The sequence below is a fragment of the Halobacillus aidingensis genome (assembly GCF_900104185.1).
GTDB classification, from domain to species: domain Bacteria; phylum Bacillota; class Bacilli; order Bacillales; family Halobacillaceae; genus Halobacillus; species Halobacillus aidingensis.
In genome coordinates this window covers 342,431-365,326 of the sequence record NZ_FNIZ01000001.1, presented here as the reverse complement: position 1 = coordinate 365,326, position 22,896 = coordinate 342,431, and the positions used below count along the sequence as shown (strand labels likewise).

The window sequence follows — 22,896 nt, the reverse complement described above, 5'->3', positions numbered from 1 at the left end:
GGCCCATCTGTAAGTGATAGCAAGAAGCCATCTTTCAACTTTCCTTCATGCGAAAGAAAGTATTACCCGGCATTAGCCCCGGTTTCCTGGGGTTATTCCGATCTTACAGGCAGGTTGCCCACGTGTTACTCACCCGTCCGCCGCTCGTTCCACGAGCTTCACCCCGAAGGGATCCACTCGCTTCCCGCGCTCGACTTGCATGTATTAGGCACGCCGCCAGCGTTCGTCCTGAGCCAGGATCAAACTCTCCATAAAAGTTAAGTTTGACTTGCTCATTTGCACACCGAATGTGCTTGTTTCAAATTTCTTCTATAAAGAAGAAATGTTTTGACGTACTGGTTGGTTCGTTCAGTTTTCAAAGATCAAATGTTTTGTGTGCCGCTTCAAAACAGCGACTTAATTAATATATCATGTGTAGTTGTTTTCGTCAACAACTTTTTATGATTTATTTTTTTAAGCCGTTTGCGGCTGGCCGCTCTGTTAACGCGACAAGTAATAATATATCATGGCATTTCGAATGACGCAATAGATTTATTAAAAAAATATACATATTTTCAAAGAATGTTTCTTCTATAGAAGTTGTTCCATTCATAGAGGTTCTCCTTAAGCTCCAAAAAGGTAAATTATATAATAAGGAAAGTTCTAATCAAAAGGGCTTTTTCCGCAAAATAAAAAGGCGAAGCATAAAACTTCCCCCTTTTAAATAATCCAAAAATGAATAGCTGTTAAAGATAATACTCCAGGAACCCCCAGGATAGCTGATACGATTGCCGTAAAGCCATTGATCGGAACATGTAACCCAAATTGGGCACCGAACAGGTTTACAAAAAACAACAGAATGACAGCTACAATCAGCCTGGTCATGACCTGACCCACCACCTTCAACGGTTTGGTCGGCATGCCTATAATGAGTAATAATGGGATGGCTAGTCCTAGTAAGAGAATGACGAGTACCGGATCCATAAAAAACCCCCCTTGTCCAAGAACTGTTCTATCAACAGCCTATGCTCGTAGACAAGAGGGTAGTACATCGATTAAGACAAAGCATTGATTCCTCTGAATCTCGCTTCTCTTAATAAGTAGAAATATTTCGCTTTGACGACCGCTAAATCATTCAAACCGTCTTCGCTCGGTTCGATGCTCTGTTCAATGATCGTGTTTAAATTTTCCCACTCCCGCTTCAACTCTTTAATGTGAATGAGGAGTTCTCGATCCATTTCTTTTTTCACTGTTTTTTTCCTGCCAAACAAATCTTCTCCCCCCTCCTAAAGTTCTCTTCGTCCTTCAAGAGCTTTGGAAAGGGTCACTTCGTCTGCATATTCAAGGTCGCCCCCAACCGGCAGACCATGAGCAATCCTCGTCATGCGAATACCAGAAGGCTTCACGAGACGGGAAATGTACATCGCTGTCGCTTCCCCTTCAATGTTCGGGTTCGTTGCGAGAATCAATTCTTCAATTCCCTCATCTTTCAACCGGTTGATCAGGCTTTCTACATTGATATCTTCCGGGCCGATGCCATCCATAGGCGAAATCGCTCCGTGAAGCACGTGATACTTCCCACTGAATTCTTTCATTTTTTCCATTGCAATGACATCTTTTGGATCCTGAACGACACAAATCAATGTTTGGTCTCTCGTTTCATCCTGACAGATGGAGCAAGGGTCCTGGTCTGTTATGTGCCCACAAACGGAACAATGGGTAAGTTCCCTTTTCGCATTTACAAGTGATTTGGCAAAATCGAGGACATCATCCTCTTCCATTTCTAAAACGAAAAAAGCCAGGCGAACAGCCGTCTTCGGTCCGATTCCTGGCAGTTTCGTAAAACTGTCGATCAGTTTTGATATAGGTTCCGGGTAATACATGAAAATTCCTCCTAGAACATTCCACCAGGCATACCTTTCGTGAATTCTCCCATAGTGTCGTTCGTCTTATCGTCTACTTGCTTCAGTACATCGTTTGTTGCTGTAATGATTAAATCCTGAAGCATTTCTACATCATCAGGGTCTACAACCTCTTCATCAATTGCAACGTCCGTAATCTCTTTCTTACCGTTAGCTGTTACTTTCACCATACCGCCACCAGCAGAAGATTCGAAGGTCATTTCATAAAGCTCTTCTTGAGCCTTCATCATTTTCTTCTGCATTTTTTGCATTTGTTTCATCATGTTATTCATGTTTCCTCCACCACGCATGGAGCATTCCTCCTTTAAATAGCTGTTAATCTTGGACTTCTATTAAATCATCTCCGACTAGTTTACGGGCTTCTGAAACTAAGGGGTCCTCTTCACCCGCTTGGGATGGAGACGTTTCACTTTCTTCCCCATCTACTCCAGGCTCTTCGTCAGATGATTGTTTCTGTTTCCGGACGTATTCTTCCCTGATTTCCTGCCAGTTCTGTTCAGGAATCGGAATGATCGTCATCGGTTTCCCAATGAATTCCGTCAGCAATGGCTCAATTGTCTTCTGGTGTTCCGATGCCAATGAACAATGGATATCGTACCGGAAGGCAAGCACAAGCGCCTTCGAAGAGGCAGCTCTCGGCTTACTGTTCAAAAGCGTTGCATGAGCCGGAGCGTTCGTCCGCTTCAAAGCTTCCATAAAGTCCGCCCAGCGTCCCTGAACGTTCTTGATGTCTTCTTTAGACGCTTCGTTCAGCACTTGACGAATACGTTCATAAGGAACATTATACCCTTTTTTCCCGGATTTTGCAGGGGCCCGCTTTTTCGCCGGTGTCTGTGGCTGTGTTGCTGCACTGACCCCTTTTTCTTTCAGACTTGCCAGCTCCTTTTCAAGGCCTTCAATCTTTCTTGCCAGCTGATCTACAGCTTCTGATTGGACCGGTTGTCCTTGGGGAGGTCCCGCCTGGACTTCCACCATATTCAGCATAGCGATTTCTATGAAAACTTTCGGGCTCGTCGTCCATTTCATTTCCTGTTGGCAGCGATTCAGCTCACGAATGGCTTGCTGAATCCAAACCGGAGACAATTCGCCTGCTAAGCTTTTGAAAGCTTCATCAGGAATCGCTCTTTCCAAATTATGCTCAAGGTCTGGTGCACTTTGGAATAATAGCAGATCCCTTAAGTAATAAATCAGATCGAAAACAAAGCGGCCAGGGTCTTTTCCTTGTTGAATCAAGTCATCCACCGCTTCAAGAGCTGCTCTTGCATCCTGGTTGTGAAGCGACTGCAAAACCGCTGTTAACTTACTTTGAGAAACGGAACCTGTCACTGCAAGAACGTCTTCAATCGTCACTTCATCATCACTGTAGGAAATCGCCTGATCGAGAAGACTCAAGGCATCACGCATTCCACCTTCTGCTGTGAGCGCTACAATCTCCAGCGCTTCTCTTGCGATAGCGATTCCTTCAATCGATGTGATTTTTTCCATCCGTTCAACCATCGCTTTTTGCGAAATCCGCTTGAAATCGAATCGTTGACATCTGGAAATAATCGTTAATGGAATTTTATGAGGCTCCGTTGTTGCAAGTATGAATATGACGTGCTTCGGAGGTTCTTCTAATGTTTTTAATAAGGCGTTAAAAGCCCCCATGGAAAGCATATGAACCTCATCGATGATGTACACTTTGTAAGGCACCGCACTAGGAGCATATTTCACCTTGTCCCGGATTTCCCTGATTTGCTCGACACCATTGTTTGAAGCGGCATCAATTTCTATGACATCTGAAATCGATCCATCCTGAATACCAAGGCAAGCATCACACTCGTTACACGGTTCCTTCACAGGGGAACGCTCGCAGTTGACGGCTTTGGCGAAAATTTTGGCAGCACTCGTTTTCCCTGTCCCCCTCGGTCCAGAGAATAGATACGCATGCGAAAATTTATTCTGCTCAATCGCATTCTGCAGTGTCCGTGTAATATGCGTTTGTCCGACGACTCCTTCAAAATTTCGCGGGCGCCATACGCGATATAAAGCCTGATAGCTCATAAAACCGTTCTCCCTTAATAGTCTCTTCCTCATTATACCTGATTCAAGGTTGTGATGTGAACCTTGAATCAGGTATAAAAAAAGAGCTGCTATGAACGGATCATAACAGCTCCTTGTGTTTGCATATGTAATGCCGTGCACCCATCTTCGATGATGTGGCCCCAAGCGTTACTTATGGTTGTGGCTCGACCCAGGCACTCCCACGGCACACGGGAGAGACAGCTTACTGCTGCTTCCTTCCGGACCTGACAGGATTCACTGGTTCCCGTTGCGCAGGACCTGGGTGTCAACACCACTCACATAAGGCAGACCTTGAGGCCGCACCACCTCGGATGGGGATTCGGCCTCGCTATAGCGGATTGCGAGTACAGGGCACCGCTACCTCCCCGCTTAGCACGGCATTAACAAGTATAGCGAGTTTTCGAGAAAAATGCAATGATAAAACACTGTTAATTATTAGTCGATGGCTTATTTTTCTTACGATCCCGCAGGTTGCGGAAGAAATCCGTCAGTATTTTTCCGCATGTTTCTTCCATAACTCCCGGTAGAACTTCTGATTTATGATTGAAGCGATCGTCGTTTAATAGATTAAGAAGCGTACCTGCACAACCTGCTTTCGGATCCTTGGCACCATAAACAACCCTTGGAATTCTCGATTGCAAGATTGCACCCGCACACATTGGACAAGGCTCTAAAGTGACAAACAACGTACATTCTTCAAGCCTCCAGCTTCCTACTTGCTGGTTCGCCCTTTCAATCGCAATGAATTCAGCGTGGGACGAGGCCAATTGGGATGTTTCCCTCTGATTGTACCCTGTCGCAATCACTTTTCCATCTTTTACGATGACAGCACCAATCGGAACTTCTCCATCCACCTCTGCTTTTTCTGCTTCTTCTAAAGCAAGTTTCATATAATATTCATCGTCAAGCATGATGTTCCTCCTGTGATTTTCAAGAATAATTCCGTTTTCCTCTTTCATACATTATTAAAGATGAGAAAGGAGCGAATCCATATGCAAATCCACGTCGTTCAAGAAGGAGATTCGGTATTCTCCATTGCTGGTCTCTACGATAGTACGCCAAATGCCATTATCGAAGCAAATGAATTGGAGACCCCGGGGGACCTTGTCATCGGTCAGGCTCTTGTCATACCGATTGTCGGTCAATTTTATTTTGTCCAGCAAGGGGACAGCTTATATTCCATTGCTCAAAAGTTCAACACCACGGCTGAAAAACTTGCTCAAGTCAATGGCCTTCAAGTCGGGGGCCCTCTTCCTGTCGGTTTACGTCTCTACATTCCAGATGAGCCACCAAGACCGATTACGGCCAATGCTTATATAGAGCCCTATGGTGGGGAAGTCTCCGACACGCTTCGTGCTTCTGCTGAAAACAGGGCGGGGTCACTGACCTACCTGGCTCCGTTCAGTTATGAAATTCAGGAAGACGCTTCGTTAAAAGCACCGCCGCTTGATAATTTCAAAGAGATTGCTCAACAAAACGATACGGCTCTTATGATGGTCGTCACAAACCTGGCGGAAGATGGATTCAATGCTGAATTAGGCAGGAAAATTCTTTCCGATGAAGCCCTGCAGGATAAACTGCTCGACAACATCATTCAAACCACCAAGCAAGTAGGTTTTAAGGACGTCCACTTTGATATGGAGTTTCTCCCTCCTGAAATGAAAGAGAACTATAACCAGTTTCTGAGAAAAGCAAAGCAGCGATTATCGGCTGAAGGCTTACTCATTTCCACCGCCCTTGCTCCTAAAACGAGTGCCGATCAAAAAGGAGCTTGGTACGAAGCCCATGACTACAAAGCGCACGGAGAAATTGTAGACTTCGTCGTTTTAATGACGTATGAATGGGGATACAGCGGCGGCCCTCCACGTGCCGTATCTCCTATTGGTCCGGTTACAGAAGTAGTCGATTATGCGTTGTCAGAAATGCCGGCAGAAAAAATTCTACTCGGTCAAAATTTATATGGATATGACTGGACCCTTCCTTACGAGCCAGGTGGAGAGTTTGCAAAGGCGATCAGTCCACAGCAGGCCATTCAAATTGCGAGAGAGAACAATGTGCCGATTTCCTATGATCAAGAAGAGCAGGCCCCTTACTTCACTTATACAGATAACGCCGGAAAAAAACACGAAGTATGGTTTGAAGATGCACGCTCGATTCAAAAGAAATTTGACTTAATCAAAAATCACGGCCTTCTCGGAATCAGCTATTGGAAACTGGGACTTTCCTTTCCCCAAAACTGGGTGTTGCTCGATGGACAATTCAGTATTGATAAGAAATAAAGAGATACTTTTGCCGGAGAAATATCAGGCAGAACATAAAACAGTCGCTTACACCATTGGAAATGTAAGTGACTATTCTTTTTTCACAAAAGTAATGACGTGCTTTTGAACCTCTGTATCGTGAAACGCTTGAGACAGGCCTTTTTCATCAATCTCCTTTTTTGAAACAGGACGGTAAGGAACCTCTATGCTGAATGGCTTTTCAAATGGAAAAGGGTAAACGGAAACTTTCTTTTTATCTTCCCAATGGGCGATCATGCCAGCCGGGGCGAAATCAAAGGACTGTCTGAAGCCGTTTTTGAACCATGGAACTTCTTTTTCCTTCGGTATTCCAGGCTCCTGCATACATACATAAAGGGAGAGATCATCACAAAATTGCAACCGACGAAAATGAAGGTCATAGATATCATAGGGAATGTCCATTTCCATCGATTCGAACAGATCCTGCTGCCGTGTTTTTTCTTCGGCTAAAAACGTCTGTACAACCGGATCCTTGTCATCCTTAGAAAAGAATGACGCATAGTGCATACTGCAGAGCATACCGGCATACAAGGAGCGGTCAGCTACCTCTTTAATCCCGCGTTGATAGGCCTGCAATTTTTTCTCTAAAGGATAATCAACGAACGTATAAGGGCGCTGCTTTTCTTCATTCCATTCAGGATAATCATCCAGTGGGATCCAGGCTCTGTCGTGCTGCTGAATCGCCCAATCCGCTTCTTCTCTCAATTTTGAGCGCAATAAAAAATTGTTCTTCCAATGGGCGACGATTTGTGCTGATATTTTGGCGTGCTCATGCTGAGGAATCATGTGAAAATGGTGTTCTTTTTCAATGACAATCATCGTTTGGTCCTCCTTCTATACGTATGCATGTATGTAATATAGAACGATCTATGGTCTTCCTTTCATTATATAGGAAGTTTCTTCTCCTCTCTACAATAGCAGGTTACAAAATTGGTACTGTTATGGTAATCTTTCTTCAACAATATGGCAGGATTGTGTAAGACTAGATTTCGAGACTTTTGTGAGAGTTTAGGGGCTCCGGGAAAAGGTTCGCTTTCCGTGGGCGAGTGATGAGCCTCCTCGAGCTAACGCTCTGCGGGGTCTCATCTACCACGCACTTCCCACAGGAGGCTCTCCGTCATCCCCGCAGGAAAGCGAACTGCTTCCCAACCACCCCTGACTCTCAATATGGCAAACGAACCCCGGGGTTACCTCAAAACCGAGTCTTCCACAATCGGGAGCTTATGTGACACAAGGCAGTTGATTTATTGAGACGATGAAAAAGGCCATGAGGGAGAATTCCCTCATGGCCTTTCTGTTTATTATTTCAAGAGTTTTAGAGCCTCACGGTTGAAGGCTGGAATATCATCGGGCTGGCGGCTTGTGACCAGCTGGTCCTGACAAACGACAACTTCTTTATCCTGATAGTTGACGCCTGCATATTCCATATCGACGGAAATGGATTTGAACCCGGTTGCTGTGCGGCCTTCGAGAGTTTTAGCCGTGATCAAAAGCTGGGGACCATGGCAAATCGCGAAGACTGGTTTCTTTTCATCCATAAAATGTTTCGCGAAGGAAACGAATTTGTCATCTCCGCGCAGAATATCAGGTGAAAAACCACCAGGGATGAACAACGCATCAAAGTCTTCAGGTTTCACATCATCGATGGATGTATCAATTTTAACGGAAGCTTCTCCCTGTTTTCCTTCCACTTCTTTGCCAGCTTCCCATTCAATGGTCGTTACTTCATGACCTTCGTTTGAGAACGCTTCTGCCGGTTGTGTATATTCTACATCTTCAAACATGGACGTCATGACACAAGCAATCTTACTCATATCTAAATCATCTCCTTGAATGTATGGGTTGTATTTGAACACATAGCATATTTTCCCCTATGAAATGATTTTAAACCTATTTTCCACTTAATGGTTATTGGAACTCTTTCATGGAAAACTGCTGGAAGGTTGTATCCGATTGGTTCCGATATACTTCTCTTCCTGCAATCGTATTGATGATATGCACATTCCGGTGTACGGATAATCCTAAATTCGTAGCTCCTGCTCCGTGTGAGTGGACGAGGTTAGTCAACGTAAAGAAGTGATGGTCACGATCATCGTTGAAGAGAAGCTGATAATCGCGCGATACTTTATACATCCCTTCCTCTTCCCATTCGATTTTTTCTCTGAAACGGTTCATGAACCAGCCAGGAAAATGAGGTTTATATCCTGTGGCCAGCACAACTTTTTCCGTAGGATACGTGTACTCGACTTCTTCCTGCCACTGTTTACATTGAAGGTGATACCCGTCTTCGTTCGCTTCAATCCCTGTAATTTCAGTCATCGGTTGAATAAGAACACGACTATCCTTCATGCCGGCTGTTCGATGATATAGCTTCGTGTACAGTCGTGTGAGTGTATCAGGATCGATCCCTTTCCGAAGCGGGCCGAGAGTATCCAGTGCATCTTTCCGTTGATGGAGACTCAAGGCATGAAAGTAATCGACGAATTCCGGTGTAAACATTTCTTGAGCAAACTTAGCCGTATCCAATTGAAAAAGCCCTCCGGATCTCGTAAAGAGGCTCAATTTCATATCCGACTGTCTGTCTTGCTCTTCTAGTAAATCAAGGAAAACCTCTAAAGCACTCTGACCCGATCCGACGATAGTCACATGTTTTGCTTTCAGTAAATGATCTTTTTCAAAAAGGTAGCGACTCGTATGCATCACGTCTTCGTTAGGTAACCGATCCATACCGTCCAAAATCAACGGTTCGCTGCCAGTCCCCATGACAATGTGCTTGGCTTGGTAATATTTTTCTTCACCCGTCGCTGTTTCTTTGACCACCACTTCATAATGGGGGACATCGGCGTCTTTATGGTCCATCACGTCAACGACAGTATGGCCGAAAAACAGACCACCCAGCTGCTTGGCCACCCACTGCATGTAATGATTGTATTCCTGACGCGGTATTTCAAAATGACGATGGAAGAAGAAAGGGAACATCCGGTCATGCTCGTGCAAATAATTCATAAAGGTATAAGGGCTTTTCGGGTCCGCGAACGAGACCAGGTCCGCCAAAAAAGGGACCTGTAGATCCATCTTTTCAATAAGCATGCCTGGATGCCAGACAAACTCAGGGCTCTTGTCAAAAAAGACAGCATCCAAATCTTCGGTCTGATCAAGTAATGTGGCCATTCCTAAATTATAAGGACCGATTCCGATCCCGATGACATCATATATTTTATTTTCCATTCCATCACTTCCTTGTACCATCAATTTTCCCTATGATGACGTGTTTGATTCTTTCCAAAGACGGTCCAGAACAATGACGAGTACTGTTCCGACCAGCAATCCATTACTCAGTAAGTTTTGTAAAATCGCCGGAACACCACTGAAAGCTTCTGGCGGGAGGAACATGAGTCCAATTCCCAGTAAGAAAGACAGTCCTAAAATGGTGAGTCTCCGTTCATCCAGGGTTTCACTCGTCATGTTAGATAATCCAAGCCCCATTAATTGGACAAAAGTTGCGAGCAAAGCTGCGTTAGCTACCGGTGCGGGAATGCCAGAAATAAACGCCACCACCGGGGGGAAGAACGAAAACAACACCAATAATAAAGAAGCATATAAAAAAGGACGTTTCTTTTTTTGCCCAGTCAATTGCATGAAACCCGAAGATGATGCAAGCGAAACGTTAGCCACTGCAGAAAAAATGGCTGTAATTCCATGGTTAATCCCTAGAAAACTGCTTCCTTTGTTGACCTGATCATATGTATACTGTGGTTTTCCATAGACGGTATGGCTGACCGCAATAATGGATGCCACAAGATTCGACAATAAGATCACAGCGGTAATAAATCCTAAAGGGAGCGTTCCCCACGTCAGTTGGGGTGGGCCCCATGCAAAGATATCGGGTAAGGAAAAAGGTGAGGTCCCCCCTGTATCATTGGCATTTCCATTGAAAGTTATGGCATACAATACCCATCCCACGCCAATTCCAATCAGAACAGCAAAACTTTTCAACCAGCCTTTTCCCATTACTGATAAACCAATGACAAGCGCAAGCGTCACAAAAGCGACAAGCGCCTGTTTTCCATCCACCGCTTCTGTCGACTGCTGGATGCCTAACATTCCTTGAAGAAATGTCCCGCTCAATTGAACGGTCAGTAAAAATAAAAAAGCACCCGTAACGAGTGGCGTGAACACAAAAAGCACCCGGTGCGACAAGCGGAATACGCCAAACAAGAACAGAAAAATTCCAGTCCATATCATCGTCCCCTGGAGAACTTGTAATGTTTCCATATAGCTGTCGCCGGACTGCGCCCCACTATAGGCCATGACAGCAAAAATACTGATCCAGAGGCCGGCGGGTCCTTCCATAATCGGAAGGCGGTGTCCGAAAATCCCTTGTAGGAAGGAAGCGATGCCGACGACAAAGAATGTCCGTTGCATCAAGCCTGCCACTTCATTGAAATTCAATTCAAAAATAGAACCGATAACAATGGGCAGGGCAACTGCACTCGCCAACAGAAATACGAACCATTGAATGGTCTCTAATGAGCCATCCAAAAACCGTGTAGATTCTTCTTTCATCATTGTGCCACCTGCAATCTATGTAATATCTCTCCATATCTTACCATAGGATACATGAAAATTATGTCCCCACGCTTGGTCGTTTCACGTGAAACAAACTCCCAAACGAGAACCAAAAAAAGAAAAGCACAACCCTAAAGCGGGCTGTGCTTTCGTCTATTACTCTTCGAGAGTAGAAGTATCGCCAGTCGGTAATCCAAGCTCCCAGGACTTCAGGAGACGTCTCATAATTTTACCACTACGTGTTTTAGGAATCGTGTCCTTAATTTCGATTTCCCTTGGAGCTGCGTGAGCGCTCAACCCTTTTTTAACGAACTGACGGATGTCCTCGAGCAGTTCATCGGATTGTTCATGTCCTTCTCTGAGGGTGATGAACGCTTTAATGATTTCCCCACGTTCAGGGTCCGGTTTACCGATGACTCCCGCTTCCGCTACCGCTTCGTGTTCGATCAGCTTACTCTCCACTTCAAATGGTCCCACACGTTCACCGGAAGTGTTGATGACATCATCAAGACGGCCCTGGAACCAGAAATAACCATCTTCGTCTTGGTAAGCACTATCGCCGGAAACGTACCAGCCATTCAAGAAATAGCTCTCATATTTCCCTGGGTTCTTCCATACCGCACGCATCATGGACGGCCATCCCTGTTTGATCGCAAGGTTCCCCATTTGATTGGCAGGGAGTTCATTCCCTTCATTATCGACAATGGCCGCTTCGATGCCAGGGAACGGTTTACCCATGGAGCCAGGACGCATATCCATCGCTGGGTAGTTACAAATCAACATACCCCCTGTTTCCGTCATCCACCATGTATCGTGGATACGTAAGTCAAAGGCTGAAAGCCCCCATGTTACAACTTCAGGGTTCAATGGCTCTCCTACACTCAACACGTGGCGAAGGGAAGATAGGTCATGCTTTTTCGCCACTTCCTCCCCAGCGCTCAACAGTTTACGGAAAGCAGTCGGAGCGGAATACCAGACGGAAACATTTTTCTCGGCAATCGTTCCATACCAATCATCAGGACTGAATCGTCCACCTCGAATGACGTTTGTCACCCCGTTTAACCATGGAGCAAAGATACCGTAACTTGTGCCTGTTACCCAACCTGGGTCTGCTGTACACCAGTACACATCATCCTCTTTAAGGTCCAAAACCCATTTACCTGTCTGGTAATGTTGAAGCATAGCATTATGGACGTGATAAACTCCTTTCGGCTTGCCTGTTGAACCAGACGTATAGTGAAGGAGCATGCCGTCTTCAAGATCCACCCACTCGATTTCAAATTCATGCGAAGCTTTCTCCATTTCTTCTTCATAAGAAATGTAGTTACCCGGTGCATCACCGCCTACAAGCACGACTTGCTTCAAGTTCGGAAGCTCATCTGCAGGTACACGCTCAAGCAATTCAGGCGTCGTAATGAGCATCGTCGCTTCACTGTCCTCCAAGCGATCTCGTACGGCTTGTTCCATGAATGCCTCAAAAAGAGGACCAGCAATCGCTCCTACCTTAAGAATACCAAGGAAGGTTGCATAAAACTCAGGACTTCTCGGCATGAAAAGAAAGACACGATCGCCCTTTTCTATATTGTGTTTTTTAAGTACATTCGCGAATTGATTACTTTTCAGCTTCAAATCTTCAAAAGTAAGGGTCTCTTCTCTATCCGGTGCAGAGTAGATCAGAGCTGCCTGATCTTTCTTATCAGGATTTTCTGCATGGCGGTCGACAGCTTCATATGCAATGTTTACTTTGCCTGTCTCGTTCCATGAGAACTGTTTCTTCACTTCTTCCCACTGGAAACTCTCATACGCTTCTTTGTAGTTTTCCATGTTGTGATTGCCTGATCGAGCTGGAATTGGTTTCATGTCCATATTCATCATCACCTCATAAGAATGTTTTGTAAACGTTTTCCCTTTGTGGCTGAAGAAAGCTCTGATCCTTTCAGAGCCACGAACTGCATACTTTTCTGAAAATTTTATGAATTACTTCTATTGTAGGGGATTTCTATTCATATTTAAAGTGTTATCTCCAAAGATTTACAGAATTAGGACAAGGGAACGAGGTAAATTGACAGCATTCTCCTCTGTTTATATAATGAAACAAGCATGAAAGCTTCATAGAAGAGGTTTCTTAGCCCACCCCTCTATAAAAAACTAAGGACCACGTCTTATGATAAGCCGCAGCCCTTAGCCGCTGCGGCTTTTTTTATTGAAAATACATTCAAAAAGGAGCATGACCCATGCCAGGACGCAACGATCAAGACCTTGATTTATCTCTCCTTGGTAACCAAGGAAATTCCTATTCTTTCGAGTATGACCCGGATGTCCTCGAAACGTTTGATAACCAACACCCGAACCGTGACTATTTCGTAAAGTTCAATTGTCCGGAATTCACAACCCTTTGCCCAAAGACACGCCAACCTGATTTTGCAACGATCTACATCAGCTACATTCCGGACGTTAAGATGGTGGAAAGTAAATCACTTAAACTCTATCTATTCAGCTTCCGGAACCACGGCGATTTTCATGAAGACAGTGTGAATACGATTATGAACGATTTGATCGACTTGATGGATCCCCGTTACATCGAAGTTTGGGGCAAGTTCACCCCTCGTGGGGGGATTTCTATTGATCCTTACTGCAATTACGGGAAACCTGGCACAAAGTTTGAACAAATGGCGGACCATCGCTTGATGAATCACGACCTTTACCCCGAAAAAATCGATAACCGATAAAAAAAGAGCTGCGACAAGTATCGCAGCTCTTTTGCTTCTTATTTTTTATCATCTTTATATTGCATATAAACAACTTGTGTGACAAGGAAATCTTCCATTCCGTGTTTTCCGTCCGCTCCACCAAGTCCTGACTTTCTCATTCCTGCATGATAGCCCTGAACAGCTTCGAAGTTCTCACGATTAACGAATGTTTCACCGAACTTCAGTTCATTCACGACACGCATCGCTTCATTCATGTCATCGGTATAAACAGAAGAGGATAATCCATAATCTGTATCATTACCTTTTTCAATCGCCTCATCCAATGTTTTGAATGTCGTCACAGGAATCACAGGACCGAAAATCTCTTCCTGCATAATCTGCATATCATGGTCTACATTTGTGAGAATCGTCGGCTTATAAAAATACCCTTTGTCTAAGTCGCCTCGTTCTCCACCAATTTCAACCTTCGCCCCTGAATCAATCGCTTCTTTTACCATGCTCTCCACTTCTTCAAGACGATCTTTACTTACGAGAGGACCGACATCGGCTTCCTTATTTTCACGGGGGTCTCCCATAGTCAGTGATTCAAATTTATGGCGTAATTTAGCTAGAAGCTCATCCGCCACACTTTCATGAACATAGACACGCTCAGCGTTCGTACAGGCTTGTCCGTTGTTAGCGAGACGGGAAGTCGTAATGCTTTCAGCTGCAACATCAAGGTCAGCATTAGCGGTGACAATGGCAGGCGCTTTACCTCCAAGCTCTAAGTTCACTTTCGTAATATTTTGCGCCGCCGCTTCCATCACTTTTGTACCTGCTGGCACACTTCCTGTCATGGTTACCATGTGTACGTTCGGGTGAGAGGCAAGCCTGTTTCCTATTTCTGAACCTGTACCAGTTACCACGTTATACACACCTTTTGGAATTTCGTCCATCGAATCAATGATTTTTGTAAATTCCATCGCTGTATTCGGTGTTTGCTGACTTGGTTTCAATACTAATGTATTACCTGTCACAAGTGCTGTGGCTACTTTGCGGGCTAAAATGAACACAGGGAAGTTCCAAGGAACGATACCAGCGACTACCCCGATTGGCTTTTTATAAATGAAGATGTTCTCATTCTTACGATCACTTGGTACAATTTCTCCTTCAATTCTACGTGCCCACTCGGACATATAACGGAAGTAATCGATCGCAAGGTCCACTTCTCCACTGGCAAGCTCATAATCTTTCCCTTGCTCTTCTTGTAATAGATCAATAAAAGTGGCTCGGTTTTCTTCTATTCGGTCACCAAGCTTCCTTACAATTTTTCCGCGTTCAATATTGGGTGTAAGCTCCCAGCCTTTTTGAGCTTCAAATGCTGCTTTCACCGCTCGATTCACATCGTCTTCGGTGCCTTTAGGTATTTGAGAAACGACCTCCTCGGTCGCCGGGTTGAGGATATCAATCCATTCTGATCCGTTTGACTCTGTATATTCTCCGTTAATGTAAAGTTTATGTTGTTGCATGCAAAATGACCTCCTGTTGGGATTTACCATTTTCATTCCCCTTGTGATTCAAAATAAACAAACCAGTATTCAACAATATGGCAGGATTGTGGAAGACTCAGTTTCGAGATAACAGGGATTCGTTTGCCGTATTCAGAGTCAGGGGGGGCTGGGAAGCTACTCGCTTTCCTGTGGGGGAGCGCCGAGCTTCCTCGGACTGCGTCCTGCGGGATCTCGCCTATCTCCTTCTCCCACGGGAGTCTCGCAGCTTCCCAACCACCCCATTCCATGAAGATGAGAAACGAACCCCTTTACTATGGGAAGGTGCCTTCCATTATTCTGGTGTTATAAGCATAAAGCGCACTATATCAAGCTTTTCGCATGTAATTACCATATGCATAAAAGCAGCTTATTCCGGATATGGTTTCGAGATACTTATATGGCAAAGGGGCGGAGGGGAATGGTGAGACTCCTGCGGGACAAAAGTGCATGGTGAGACCCCACAGGACGCAGTCCGAGGAGGCTCACCGCACTCCCGCGGAAAGCGAGCCATTCCCCGCAGCCCCTATCCACACAACAAACATCTCGAAACCGAGTCTTCCACAATCGGGAGCTTATCTGTAATTGGTATATTTTAATTTGGGCATTAAAAAAAGCCCTGTGAGTACAGGACTTTTACCATTCGAGGATGAAACCTTTGATTTTCTTGCCCTCTCCGGACTCTGATTGCTGCTCTGCTTCGAAATAAGGATCCTCTTCCTTAAAGTGATAAGAAATACTTTCAGGCTTGAGATAAAGCTTGTACTCTAAATCCGTTACCTTTGGCAGGGAAATGTCGGCAACTGTTGATTGGTCGCCCTCTTCATCAATAAGAAGAATATCAATGTGGTCATACCCATGTGCAATTAAGTGTTCTTTTAAATCCATAAACGACTCCTCCGTCCAATTATTCTAGTTTCATGATACCCTTTTCCAAACTTCGAGAAACGTTTGATTTTATGTATCAGCGGGAAAAGATTCCCGCCTTCTTATTTATTAGTATCCATAACCGTATCCACGGCCACCCATATAAGATGCACCGATGATGATCAAAAGGATGAACAAAACAACCAATAGCGCGAAACCGCCACCGTATCCTCCGCTCATTCCATTCCCCCCTCTCTTACTTACTTTACTACCTTATTCAGGAGGACTTAAGAAGGCAGGGCATGAGCGGATTTTATTCTTTTTTCTTCTTTTTATTCACACCGTCAGAAAGGAAAGACACGCTTAATGGAAAGGAGAGCAAAGTATAAGGCCTGAACGAAAAAGGCCAATCCCCATAAAGGGGCGGGGATGAATGCCGTCGCTTTTGCCAAGTTTGCTGCGTCACCGGCTTGTCCTGGAGATACAAAGCTGATCCACATCACCTCAAACGCACTGGTCACAGACTCAACAAGTACGAGTGAAGCTAGAAACAATAAGACATATTGGACGACCTGTTCATGACCTGTTCTCAAAAGCCATAGAAACCCTGCTCCAAAGGTGAGGATCCAGAATAGTCCATACACATTCCTCACCCAGAATAGGAGATTGATCGCAAGGAACGCCATTAAAATATAAATCATCCATTTATATTGACCACGACTGATTAGGAAAAAGAAGACGAAGGCGAAAAAAGAAGCAAATACATAGCCGGCCATGCTTGTTAATACTTGCCCGATCCAAGATGTATGTCCGGTCAAAGCAAAACCGGATGTGTTGGGAAGCAGGGAGATTCTCCTTACTTCTCCCCCTGTAATCAGCGCCATCAGGGAATGACCACTCTCATGGATCATTGTGTTCAGGATAGCGAAGTATTTCCCTACGACAGGGAGTTGTGTGAGCAGTAAAGCAAGGATAAGAGCTGAAAAAACCTGTAATTTCATAGAGAGCACTCCTTTCTTCGTGACCTTTTAATCGCTTTCGACTTACATATGACGTATCTTTAGAATAGAATCAATGGGAACAAAGGAGAATCGACATGCGAAAGTTGATATGGATATGGAGTTCGATGATCTTACTATTTTTATGCAGTTGTGCTTCTCCATCGGATTCAAGTGAAATGAGTATAAGAATTGCGGCTGCTGCAAGTTTGAAAGATGTGATGGAAGAGCTAACCCCTCTTTTTGAGGAACAATACAATATAGAAATAGAAACCATATACGGAGGCTCAGGTAAATTGGCAAGACAGATCGAACAAGGAGCTCCTGTAGATGTATTCTTGTCTGCGGATCTTCGTTGGATCGAACTTCTCAAGGAGCAGAACCTTGTCGAAGAGGATACGTACATAGAATATGCCACCAACCGGATTGTCCTTATTGGTGATGATTCCACGAGTCGCTTGGATACCATCCAGGAACTGAATCTTAAGGAAAACGAACAGCTTGCTGTTGGCAATCCAGAGAGCGTGCCTGCTGGTACTTATACGAAACAAGCATTGGAAAGGATTCAACTTTGGAGCAGGTTAGAAGATCAGATGGTATTCGGAAGCGATGTTAGACAAGTCCTTGCATATGTTGAATCTGGTCAGGTGGACTATGGCTTTGTCTATGCCAGTGATGCCATGATTTCAGACAGGGTAATCACTCTTACAAAAGTTGACCATAACCTCCATGATTCGATTGTCTATCCAGGAATCGTTATTTCAAAAAGCCGGGCTAAGGAACAAGGACAGAAATTTCTCACCTTTTTAACCAGTGATCGAGCGACAGAAATTTACAATGCTTATGGATTCAATCCTTTGAGAGGTGGAAAGATAGAACAATGAACATCGAACCTCTTCTTTTGTCTGTGAAAGTAGCAGGGATCGCTACTTTCATCGTATTTATAATCGGAATCATCAGTGCGCGAATCATTTCCAGAAAATTATTTCCCGGGAAAAGTATCTTAGAATCGATTCTTTTACTCCCTCTCGTCCTTCCTCCGACAGTAATCGGATTTGGCCTGCTTTATTTATTTGGCAAAAACGGCTGGATCGGACAATGGCTCATGGACTGGTTTGGTTTTCAAGTGGTTTTTTCCTGGACTGGGGCAGTCATTGCGTCTGCCGTCGTCTCATTTCCTCTTATGTATCAGAGTGCATCGGCAGCTTTTCAAAATTATGATCAAAACCTGGAGAATGCAGCTTTGACGATGGGGGCTTCGAAAATAAAGGTATTCTTCACCATATCACTTCCGTTAGCTTGGCCCGGATTGCTGGCGGGGCTAGTCATGACTTTCGCTCGTTCTCTTGGCGAGTTCGGGGCTACATTAATGATTGCAGGCTATATCCCTGGTGAAACAGACACCATTCCTCTAGCCATCTACTTTGCTGTCGAATCAGGTCGAATGGAAGAAGCACTCATGTGGGTGATTGTCATTCTCTGCCTCGGATTCAGTGCGGTATTATGGCTCAACACGTGGAGCCGAAGGAAAATCATTTTTGTAAGAAAAGCATAAAAAAAGCTGAAGCTCCAATCAGCTTCAGCCAGCGCCCCCGGCAGGATTCGAACCTGCGGCACACGGTTTAGGAAACCGATGCTCTATCCCCTGAGCTACGGGGGCGTATAAACGTACGAGTAATATTATACAAAATAAACCAAAGATTGAAAAGCAAATGCACCTTAAAAATATCGCTCGGATGTTACTTCCAACGTATGTATGTGATAAAATATTATTTGTCTGTCTAAAAGTATCGTATTTTTTAAGTGAGTGATGAACACTCACGTTTTTTTTAATTGAGTTTGAAGGAGGAAAAGAGATGGGAGATTTACCTTTCATATCCGTTGAAGGGCCCATTGGGGTTGGGAAAACGTCTCTGTCTAAAAAGCTCGCCTCCCAGTTTGATTTTCATTTGCTGAAGGAAATCGTTGAGGAGAACCCATTTTTAGGCAAGTTTTACGACAATATTGAAGAATGGAGCTTCCAAACGGAGATGTTCTTCTTGTGCAATCGTTTCAAGCAGCTCGAAGACATCGACCGCAAATATTTGCAATCGGGGAAGCCGGTGGTCGCCGATTACCATATATCGAAGAATATGATTTTCGCACGACGTACGTTAAGAGAAGATCAATTTGACAAGTATGCGCAGATTTTTGATATATTGACACACGATATGCCTAAACCGAATATGGTCGTCTATTTACATGCGAGTTTAGATACACTGCTCGAACGCATCCGCATGCGTAATCGTGATGTAGAGGCAAATATTCAACCCTCTTATCTTGAACAACTCTCTCAAGACTACGAAGACTTCATGAGACATTTTGAAGCCACTCATCCAGAGATTCCTGTGATCCGTTTGAACGGGGATCATATAGACTTCGTAAAACATCAAGACGATTTAAATTATATTGTTGATCAAGTAGAGCAGCATTTAAATAAAGGAGAAGTTATCAAATGAATGCACGTGAACGCTATGGAATTCCACATGACAGCGTCATAACGATTGCAGGTACGGTCGGTGTCGGCAAGTCAACGATGACCAATGCTCTCGCTGATGCCCTCAACTTTCGTACCTCTTTTGAAAAAGTCGACACAAATCCTTATCTCGACAAATTCTATCAGGATTTTGAACGTTGGAGCTTCCATTTACAGATTTACTTCTTGGCGGAACGCTTCAAGGAACAAAAGAAGATTTTTGAATATGGCGGTGGTTTCATCCAGGACCGCTCCATTTATGAAGATACCGGCATTTTTGCACGGATGCACTACGAAAAAGGGACGATGTCCGCAACCGATTATGAAACGTACCGGAACCTGTTTGATGCGATGGTGATGACACCATACTTCCCTCATCCTGATCTTTTAATTTATTTAGAAGGTTCGTTTGATGACATCCTTTCCCGCATCAAAGAACGTGGACGTCCGATGGAACAAGAAACACCAATTGAATATTGGGAAGAGATGTTTACGCGTTATGACAATTGGATTGATAATTTCAATTCGTGCCCTGTCCTGCGCCTCAATATTGCCGACTACGACGTATTGAATGACAAAACAAGCATCGAACCCGTTCTTGAAAAAATCGGTCACTTCATCCAACAATCACGTAAATGGCGCTCCAGTCATTTATTAACGTAATAACAAGCGAAAAAACTCCTGAACGCTTAGCTGGCGTCAGGAGTTTTTTGTATATAATCCTCTATCATCATCCGGTGACTGCCAATCATTTTCTCAGGTAAATCATGAAACTCGAAAAACTTCACCTGCACAGTTTCTTCGGGATCAAAAACATAGTCCCCACTAAAATGACTGGTGAAATAAGCCGTTGTCACCACGTAAAACTCATCTCCATTCGGAGCTCGACTGAACTGATCCTCTCCAGAGTAAACATTCAATAATTGTAAGTCCTCGATTTCTAATCCAGTCTCTTCGAAAGCTTCACGCTTCGCGACTTGTTCGGTGCTTTCTCCAAGCTCCATCAAACCCCCCGGCAATCCCCATACACCTTCAGGAGATGTTCGTTCCTGCAGCAATATACGTCCCTCTTCATCAAGGATCATCACAACAGATCCAACTAATATAATGGGCCGATGACCGATGATTGCACGTAAGTCCTCGACATAACCCATGCCATCCCTCCTTTCTCTCCCATACTATTATAACAAGAGAAAAGGACCCCTTTGAAAAAGGAGTCCTTCTCGGAGATTATCTTTCCATCGTATTCAGCAGCTTTGTTAAGATAACAGCGCCACCCACCATCACTGCACCGATCCATGGTGTGTGAACAAGACCAATCGTATCAACGATCACACCACCAACAGTAGATCCAATAGCGATTCCCACATTGAATGCGGCGATATTCAAAGCGGAAGCTACATTGACCGCAGATGGAACATATTTCTCAGCTAATTGAACGACCAAAATCTGCAAAGCAGGTACGTTCATGAAAGCAAATAATCCCATAAAAAACAATACAACCAAACTCAACACTTTAAATGGAATAACGAAGGCCAAAAGGAGCAATACGATTGCCTGCAACACAAACATCCAAAACAGCGCTTTGATCGGCCTTTTATTGGAAACTTTCCCGCCAATCGTATTTCCGATCGCCACCGCAACTCCATAAATGAGCAGGATGACACTGACATATTTCGGATTGAAACCTGTCACTTCTTCTAGTAAAGGAGCAAGATACGTGAATGCCACAAACGTCCCGCCATATCCTAGTCCTGTAATGGCGAAGGATAGCAGAATTCTTCTTTCTGTTAAAATTTTTAATTGATCACGAAAACTTGCCGGTGGTGCTTCTTCCAGGTTTTTCGGGACAAGCAAAGCACTTGCGATGATGCCGATCACGCCGAGCAGGGCTACACCTGCAAATGTCGCCCTCCAACCAAAGGTTTGTCCAATGAAAGTTCCTAGAGGCACACCGGTCACTGTTGCAACCGTCAATCCCGTAAACATAAAGGCAATGGCACTTGCCCGTTTATGTTCAGGGACTAAACTTGCAGCAATGGTCGAACCGATCGAAAAGAAAATTCCGTGAGAAAAAGCGGTGATGATCCTCGCTATTAACAGCAGCGTAAAACTTGTCGAAACGGAAGCCACCAAATTACCAAGAATGAAAACAACCATTAGAGCCAACAATAAACTTTTCCGACTCATCTTATTTGTGAGAGCCGTCAAAACAGGTGCTCCCACAGCAACACCGACCGCATAACCGGATATTAATAGACCCGCAAGCGTAATGGATATTGAAAGGTCATCAGCCATCGTTGATAACAAACCTACGGGTACGAATTCTGTCGTTCCTATTCCGAACGCACTAATGGCAAGAGCTAATAAAGCAAACGGAAAACTTTTTGATTTATGGTCAAGAGATATTTCCTGGGTATTTTCTACGTGTGAACTCATCATTTTCCTCCTAACAAAAATAGATAAGAATGAATACTGAAATCTATATCTCCAGGGCGCCTCTGGATGACAAATCTTATTATGAGGGCGAATCGAATACTTGAGAAGTACGCACTTCTATGTGCTATAGGCACCTGGGAGTAACTATTGTATAAAATAGGCATTGAGGAAAGCTGTTCGTGCGAAATCTTTTTAACTTAACTATCTTTCGTGTATAGTGAATCAACGGATATACATGCTAAAAAGAAACTTAGAGGATCCAGAGGAGGTAAATCTCATGCCCAAATATAATATTCCGGTTGAAGCCGCACTTGAAGTGATCGGGGGCAAGTGGAAGGTCGTCATCCTTTGTCATTTGATCGAAAATAAACGACGGACAAGTGAACTGAAACGGTTAATGCCAGGAATTACACAGAAAATGTTGACCCAGCAGCTGAGAGAATTGGAAAGGGATGGAGTCATTAAGCGAATCGTCTATAACCAAGTACCACCTAAAGTGGAGTATGAATTGACGGAATACGGATGGACATTAAAAGGGGCATTAGACATGCTGTGTGCCTGGGGGGAGCAGCATATTGAAAAGACCTATCCCAATAAAGGAGAGGTACTATTGGATTCCTAAAAAAAGTATAAAAAATAGCCCTCACCGATCCTGTCGCGTGAGGGCTTTTCTTTGTTTTCATTCTACGAAAGTAAAGAAAACAAAATAAAAAATCGTTACACGAAGTAACGATTTCTGTTCTATAAAATCTCCAATATTTATGCGCTATTGTTGATAATAATATGGCGGAGGAGGAGGGATTCGAACCCCCGCGGGGCGTAAACCCCCTGGCGGTTTTCAAGACCGCTCCCTTCAGCCGGACTTGGGTACTCCTCCGTGTGACCGACAATGAATATAATATCATGGTTGTCCGAATCCGTCAACAAAATCCTTTAATTTTTTTAAAAAGAAGTTGTTGTCGAACAATCACGAAAAAATGTCACCTCGTAATTATACAAATTCCCT

General features: G+C 44.2%; 24 protein-coding genes, 2 tRNA genes, 1 rRNA gene, 1 other RNA gene and 1 riboswitch. Of the genes, 7 read left to right on the top strand and 21 right to left on the bottom strand.

The window, feature by feature from the left end; all coding sequences use genetic code 11:
- The 8 genes from BLS23_RS01705 to tadA form a co-directional block, all read right to left on the bottom strand.
- Window positions 1-255, bottom strand: a 16S ribosomal RNA gene (locus tag BLS23_RS01705); the annotation flags it as partial.
- Window positions 256-699: 444 nt separating this feature from the next.
- Window positions 700-963, bottom strand: a complete 264-nt coding sequence (locus BLS23_RS01700) for a pro-sigmaK processing inhibitor BofA family protein (RefSeq protein WP_089650776.1) — start codon at window positions 961-963, stop codon at window positions 700-702.
- A 71-nt stretch (window positions 964-1,034) separates the two neighbouring features.
- Window positions 1,035-1,250, bottom strand: coding sequence for a YaaL family protein (locus BLS23_RS01695; protein ID WP_089650775.1), 216 nt, complete (start codon window positions 1,248-1,250; stop codon window positions 1,035-1,037).
- A gap of 15 nt (window positions 1,251-1,265) precedes the next feature.
- A complete protein-coding gene (gene recR / locus BLS23_RS01690; RefSeq protein WP_089650774.1) occupies window positions 1,266-1,862 on the bottom strand; it encodes a recombination mediator RecR in 597 nt (198 codons plus the stop codon).
- Window positions 1,863-1,873: 11 nt separating this feature from the next.
- Window positions 1,874-2,191 carry a YbaB/EbfC family nucleoid-associated protein gene (locus tag BLS23_RS01685; protein ID WP_089650773.1) on the bottom strand — a complete coding sequence of 106 codons (318 nt, stop codon included), beginning with the start codon at window positions 2,189-2,191 and terminating at the stop codon, window positions 1,874-1,876.
- Window positions 2,192-2,216: 25 nt separating this feature from the next.
- Window positions 2,217-3,944 carry a DNA polymerase III subunit gamma/tau gene (gene dnaX / locus BLS23_RS01680; protein ID WP_089650772.1) on the bottom strand — a complete coding sequence of 576 codons (1,728 nt, stop codon included), beginning with the start codon at window positions 3,942-3,944 and terminating at the stop codon, window positions 2,217-2,219.
- Between the two features lie 133 nt (window positions 3,945-4,077).
- Window positions 4,078-4,343: signal recognition particle sRNA large type (ffs, locus tag BLS23_RS01675), an RNA gene on the bottom strand.
- A gap of 50 nt (window positions 4,344-4,393) precedes the next feature.
- Window positions 4,394-4,876, bottom strand: coding sequence for a tRNA adenosine(34) deaminase TadA (gene tadA / locus BLS23_RS01670; RefSeq protein WP_089650771.1), 483 nt, complete (start codon window positions 4,874-4,876; stop codon window positions 4,394-4,396).
- Window positions 4,877-4,957: 81 nt separating this feature from the next.
- On the opposite strand from tadA, the gene BLS23_RS01665 reads away from it, so the two are divergent.
- Window positions 4,958-6,244, top strand: a complete 1,287-nt coding sequence (locus BLS23_RS01665) for a glycoside hydrolase family 18 protein (RefSeq protein WP_089650770.1) — start codon at window positions 4,958-4,960, stop codon at window positions 6,242-6,244.
- A 72-nt stretch (window positions 6,245-6,316) separates the two neighbouring features.
- Here the strand turns inward: BLS23_RS01665 and BLS23_RS01660 are convergent, their stop codons facing one another.
- The 5 genes from BLS23_RS01660 to acsA form a co-directional block, all read right to left on the bottom strand.
- Window positions 6,317-7,084: a DUF3891 family protein gene (locus tag BLS23_RS01660; RefSeq protein WP_089650769.1), complete on the bottom strand. Its 768-nt coding sequence runs from the start codon at window positions 7,082-7,084 to the stop codon at window positions 6,317-6,319.
- 482 nt (window positions 7,085-7,566) lie between these two features.
- Window positions 7,567-8,079: a type 1 glutamine amidotransferase domain-containing protein gene (locus BLS23_RS01655; protein WP_089650799.1), complete on the bottom strand. Its 513-nt coding sequence runs from the start codon at window positions 8,077-8,079 to the stop codon at window positions 7,567-7,569.
- A gap of 94 nt (window positions 8,080-8,173) precedes the next feature.
- A complete protein-coding gene (locus BLS23_RS01650) occupies window positions 8,174-9,493 on the bottom strand; it encodes a lysine N(6)-hydroxylase/L-ornithine N(5)-oxygenase family protein (RefSeq protein ID WP_089650768.1) in 1,320 nt (439 codons plus the stop codon).
- Window positions 9,494-9,523: 30 nt separating this feature from the next.
- Window positions 9,524-10,831, bottom strand: coding sequence for a purine/pyrimidine permease (locus BLS23_RS01645; RefSeq protein WP_089650767.1), 1,308 nt, complete (start codon window positions 10,829-10,831; stop codon window positions 9,524-9,526).
- A 159-nt stretch (window positions 10,832-10,990) separates the two neighbouring features.
- Window positions 10,991-12,700, bottom strand: coding sequence for an acetate--CoA ligase (gene acsA, locus BLS23_RS01640; protein WP_089650766.1), 1,710 nt, complete (start codon window positions 12,698-12,700; stop codon window positions 10,991-10,993).
- Between the two features lie 245 nt (window positions 12,701-12,945).
- A riboswitch (PreQ1 riboswitch) is annotated at window positions 12,946-12,992 on the top strand.
- A 76-nt stretch (window positions 12,993-13,068) separates the two neighbouring features.
- Between acsA and queF the strand changes: the two genes are divergently transcribed.
- Window positions 13,069-13,563 carry a preQ(1) synthase gene (gene queF, locus BLS23_RS01635; RefSeq protein WP_089650765.1) on the top strand — a complete coding sequence of 165 codons (495 nt, stop codon included), beginning with the start codon at window positions 13,069-13,071 and terminating at the stop codon, window positions 13,561-13,563.
- 38 nt (window positions 13,564-13,601) lie between these two features.
- Here the strand turns inward: queF and aldA are convergent, their stop codons facing one another.
- The 4 genes from aldA to BLS23_RS01610 form a co-directional block, all read right to left on the bottom strand.
- Window positions 13,602-15,053, bottom strand: a complete 1,452-nt coding sequence (gene aldA, locus BLS23_RS01630) for an aldehyde dehydrogenase (RefSeq protein WP_089650764.1) — start codon at window positions 15,051-15,053, stop codon at window positions 13,602-13,604.
- A gap of 654 nt (window positions 15,054-15,707) precedes the next feature.
- On the bottom strand, window positions 15,708-15,959 hold the full coding sequence (locus tag BLS23_RS01620) for a hypothetical protein (protein ID WP_089650762.1): 252 nt from the start codon (window positions 15,957-15,959) through the stop codon (window positions 15,708-15,710).
- 108 nt (window positions 15,960-16,067) lie between these two features.
- The gene (locus tag BLS23_RS01615) at window positions 16,068-16,178 is read right to left on the bottom strand and encodes a YjcZ family sporulation protein (protein ID WP_089650761.1); all 111 of its coding nucleotides are present in this window, start codon (window positions 16,176-16,178) and stop codon (window positions 16,068-16,070) included.
- Window positions 16,179-16,282: 104 nt separating this feature from the next.
- Window positions 16,283-16,939, bottom strand: coding sequence for a M50 family metallopeptidase (locus BLS23_RS01610; protein WP_089650760.1), 657 nt, complete (start codon window positions 16,937-16,939; stop codon window positions 16,283-16,285).
- A 95-nt stretch (window positions 16,940-17,034) separates the two neighbouring features.
- Between BLS23_RS01610 and modA the strand changes: the two genes are divergently transcribed.
- Both modA and modB read left to right on the top strand, forming a co-directional pair.
- The gene (gene modA, locus BLS23_RS01605; protein WP_089650759.1) at window positions 17,035-17,820 is read left to right on the top strand and encodes a molybdate ABC transporter substrate-binding protein; all 786 of its coding nucleotides are present in this window, start codon (window positions 17,035-17,037) and stop codon (window positions 17,818-17,820) included.
- Entirely contained in the window at window positions 17,817-18,491 is a 675-nt protein-coding gene (modB, locus tag BLS23_RS01600; RefSeq protein WP_089650758.1) for a molybdate ABC transporter permease subunit, read from the top strand. The genes modA and modB overlap by 4 nt, the downstream gene beginning before the upstream one ends.
- A gap of 32 nt (window positions 18,492-18,523) precedes the next feature.
- Here the strand turns inward: modB and BLS23_RS01595 are convergent.
- Window positions 18,524-18,596: transfer RNA gene (locus BLS23_RS01595), tRNA-Arg, on the bottom strand.
- Window positions 18,597-18,792: 196 nt separating this feature from the next.
- Here BLS23_RS01595 and BLS23_RS01590 point away from each other — a divergent pair.
- Both BLS23_RS01590 and BLS23_RS01585 read left to right on the top strand, forming a co-directional pair.
- Window positions 18,793-19,434 (top strand): deoxynucleoside kinase, encoded by a 642-nt coding sequence (locus BLS23_RS01590; protein ID WP_089650757.1) that lies wholly within the window; start codon window positions 18,793-18,795, stop codon window positions 19,432-19,434.
- Window positions 19,431-20,114 carry a deoxynucleoside kinase gene (locus tag BLS23_RS01585; protein WP_089650756.1) on the top strand — a complete coding sequence of 228 codons (684 nt, stop codon included), beginning with the start codon at window positions 19,431-19,433 and terminating at the stop codon, window positions 20,112-20,114. Before BLS23_RS01590 ends, BLS23_RS01585 begins: the two co-directional genes overlap by 4 nt.
- A 26-nt stretch (window positions 20,115-20,140) precedes the next feature.
- Here the strand turns inward: BLS23_RS01585 and BLS23_RS01580 are convergent, their stop codons facing one another.
- A complete protein-coding gene (locus BLS23_RS01580) occupies window positions 20,141-20,605 on the bottom strand; it encodes an NUDIX hydrolase (RefSeq protein WP_089650755.1) in 465 nt (154 codons plus the stop codon).
- Between the two features lie 76 nt (window positions 20,606-20,681).
- Window positions 20,682-21,890 (bottom strand): MFS transporter, encoded by a 1,209-nt coding sequence (locus BLS23_RS01575; RefSeq protein ID WP_089650754.1) that lies wholly within the window; start codon window positions 21,888-21,890, stop codon window positions 20,682-20,684.
- A gap of 277 nt (window positions 21,891-22,167) precedes the next feature.
- On the opposite strand from BLS23_RS01575, the gene BLS23_RS01570 reads away from it, so the two are divergent.
- Entirely contained in the window at window positions 22,168-22,512 is a 345-nt protein-coding gene (locus tag BLS23_RS01570; RefSeq protein WP_089650753.1) for a winged helix-turn-helix transcriptional regulator, read from the top strand.
- 162 nt (window positions 22,513-22,674) lie between these two features.
- Here the strand turns inward: BLS23_RS01570 and BLS23_RS01565 are convergent.
- Window positions 22,675-22,767 (bottom strand) — tRNA-Ser (locus BLS23_RS01565).
- Window positions 22,768-22,896 lie beyond the last annotated feature (129 nt).

Coding starts and splice junctions, on each gene's coding strand:
- BLS23_RS01700 (WP_089650776.1), bottom strand. CDS start 963: ATGGATCCGGTACTCGTCATTCTCTTACTAGGACTAGCCATCCCATTA.
- recR (WP_089650774.1), bottom strand. CDS start 1,862: ATGTATTACCCGGAACCTATATCAAAACTGATCGACAGTTTTACGAAA.
- BLS23_RS01685 (WP_089650773.1), bottom strand. CDS start 2,191: ATGCGTGGTGGAGGAAACATGAATAACATGATGAAACAAATGCAAAAA.
- dnaX (WP_089650772.1), bottom strand. CDS start 3,944: ATGAGCTATCAGGCTTTATATCGCGTATGGCGCCCGCGAAATTTTGAA.
- tadA (WP_089650771.1), bottom strand. CDS start 4,876: ATGCTTGACGATGAATATTATATGAAACTTGCTTTAGAAGAAGCAGAA.
- BLS23_RS01665 (WP_089650770.1), top strand. CDS start 4,958: ATGCAAATCCACGTCGTTCAAGAAGGAGATTCGGTATTCTCCATTGCT.
- BLS23_RS01660 (WP_089650769.1), bottom strand. CDS start 7,084: ATGATTGTCATTGAAAAAGAACACCATTTTCACATGATTCCTCAGCAT.
- BLS23_RS01655 (WP_089650799.1), bottom strand. CDS start 8,079: ATGAGTAAGATTGCTTGTGTCATGACGTCCATGTTTGAAGATGTAGAA.
- BLS23_RS01650 (WP_089650768.1), bottom strand. CDS start 9,493: ATGGAAAATAAAATATATGATGTCATCGGGATCGGAATCGGTCCTTAT.
- BLS23_RS01645 (WP_089650767.1), bottom strand. CDS start 10,831: ATGAAAGAAGAATCTACACGGTTTTTGGATGGCTCATTAGAGACCATT.
- acsA (WP_089650766.1), bottom strand. CDS start 12,700: ATGGACATGAAACCAATTCCAGCTCGATCAGGCAATCACAACATGGAA.
- queF (WP_089650765.1), top strand. CDS start 13,069: ATGCCAGGACGCAACGATCAAGACCTTGATTTATCTCTCCTTGGTAAC.
- aldA (WP_089650764.1), bottom strand. CDS start 15,053: ATGCAACAACATAAACTTTACATTAACGGAGAATATACAGAGTCAAAC.
- BLS23_RS01620 (WP_089650762.1), bottom strand. CDS start 15,959: ATGGATTTAAAAGAACACTTAATTGCACATGGGTATGACCACATTGAT.
- BLS23_RS01615 (WP_089650761.1), bottom strand. CDS start 16,178: ATGAGCGGAGGATACGGTGGCGGTTTCGCGCTATTGGTTGTTTTGTTC.
- BLS23_RS01610 (WP_089650760.1), bottom strand. CDS start 16,939: ATGAAATTACAGGTTTTTTCAGCTCTTATCCTTGCTTTACTGCTCACA.
- modA (WP_089650759.1), top strand. CDS start 17,035: ATGCGAAAGTTGATATGGATATGGAGTTCGATGATCTTACTATTTTTA.
- modB (WP_089650758.1), top strand. CDS start 17,817: ATGAACATCGAACCTCTTCTTTTGTCTGTGAAAGTAGCAGGGATCGCT.
- BLS23_RS01590 (WP_089650757.1), top strand. CDS start 18,793: ATGGGAGATTTACCTTTCATATCCGTTGAAGGGCCCATTGGGGTTGGG.
- BLS23_RS01585 (WP_089650756.1), top strand. CDS start 19,431: ATGAATGCACGTGAACGCTATGGAATTCCACATGACAGCGTCATAACG.
- BLS23_RS01580 (WP_089650755.1), bottom strand. CDS start 20,605: ATGGGTTATGTCGAGGACTTACGTGCAATCATCGGTCATCGGCCCATT.
- BLS23_RS01575 (WP_089650754.1), bottom strand. CDS start 21,890: ATGAGTTCACACGTAGAAAATACCCAGGAAATATCTCTTGACCATAAA.
- BLS23_RS01570 (WP_089650753.1), top strand. CDS start 22,168: ATGCCCAAATATAATATTCCGGTTGAAGCCGCACTTGAAGTGATCGGG.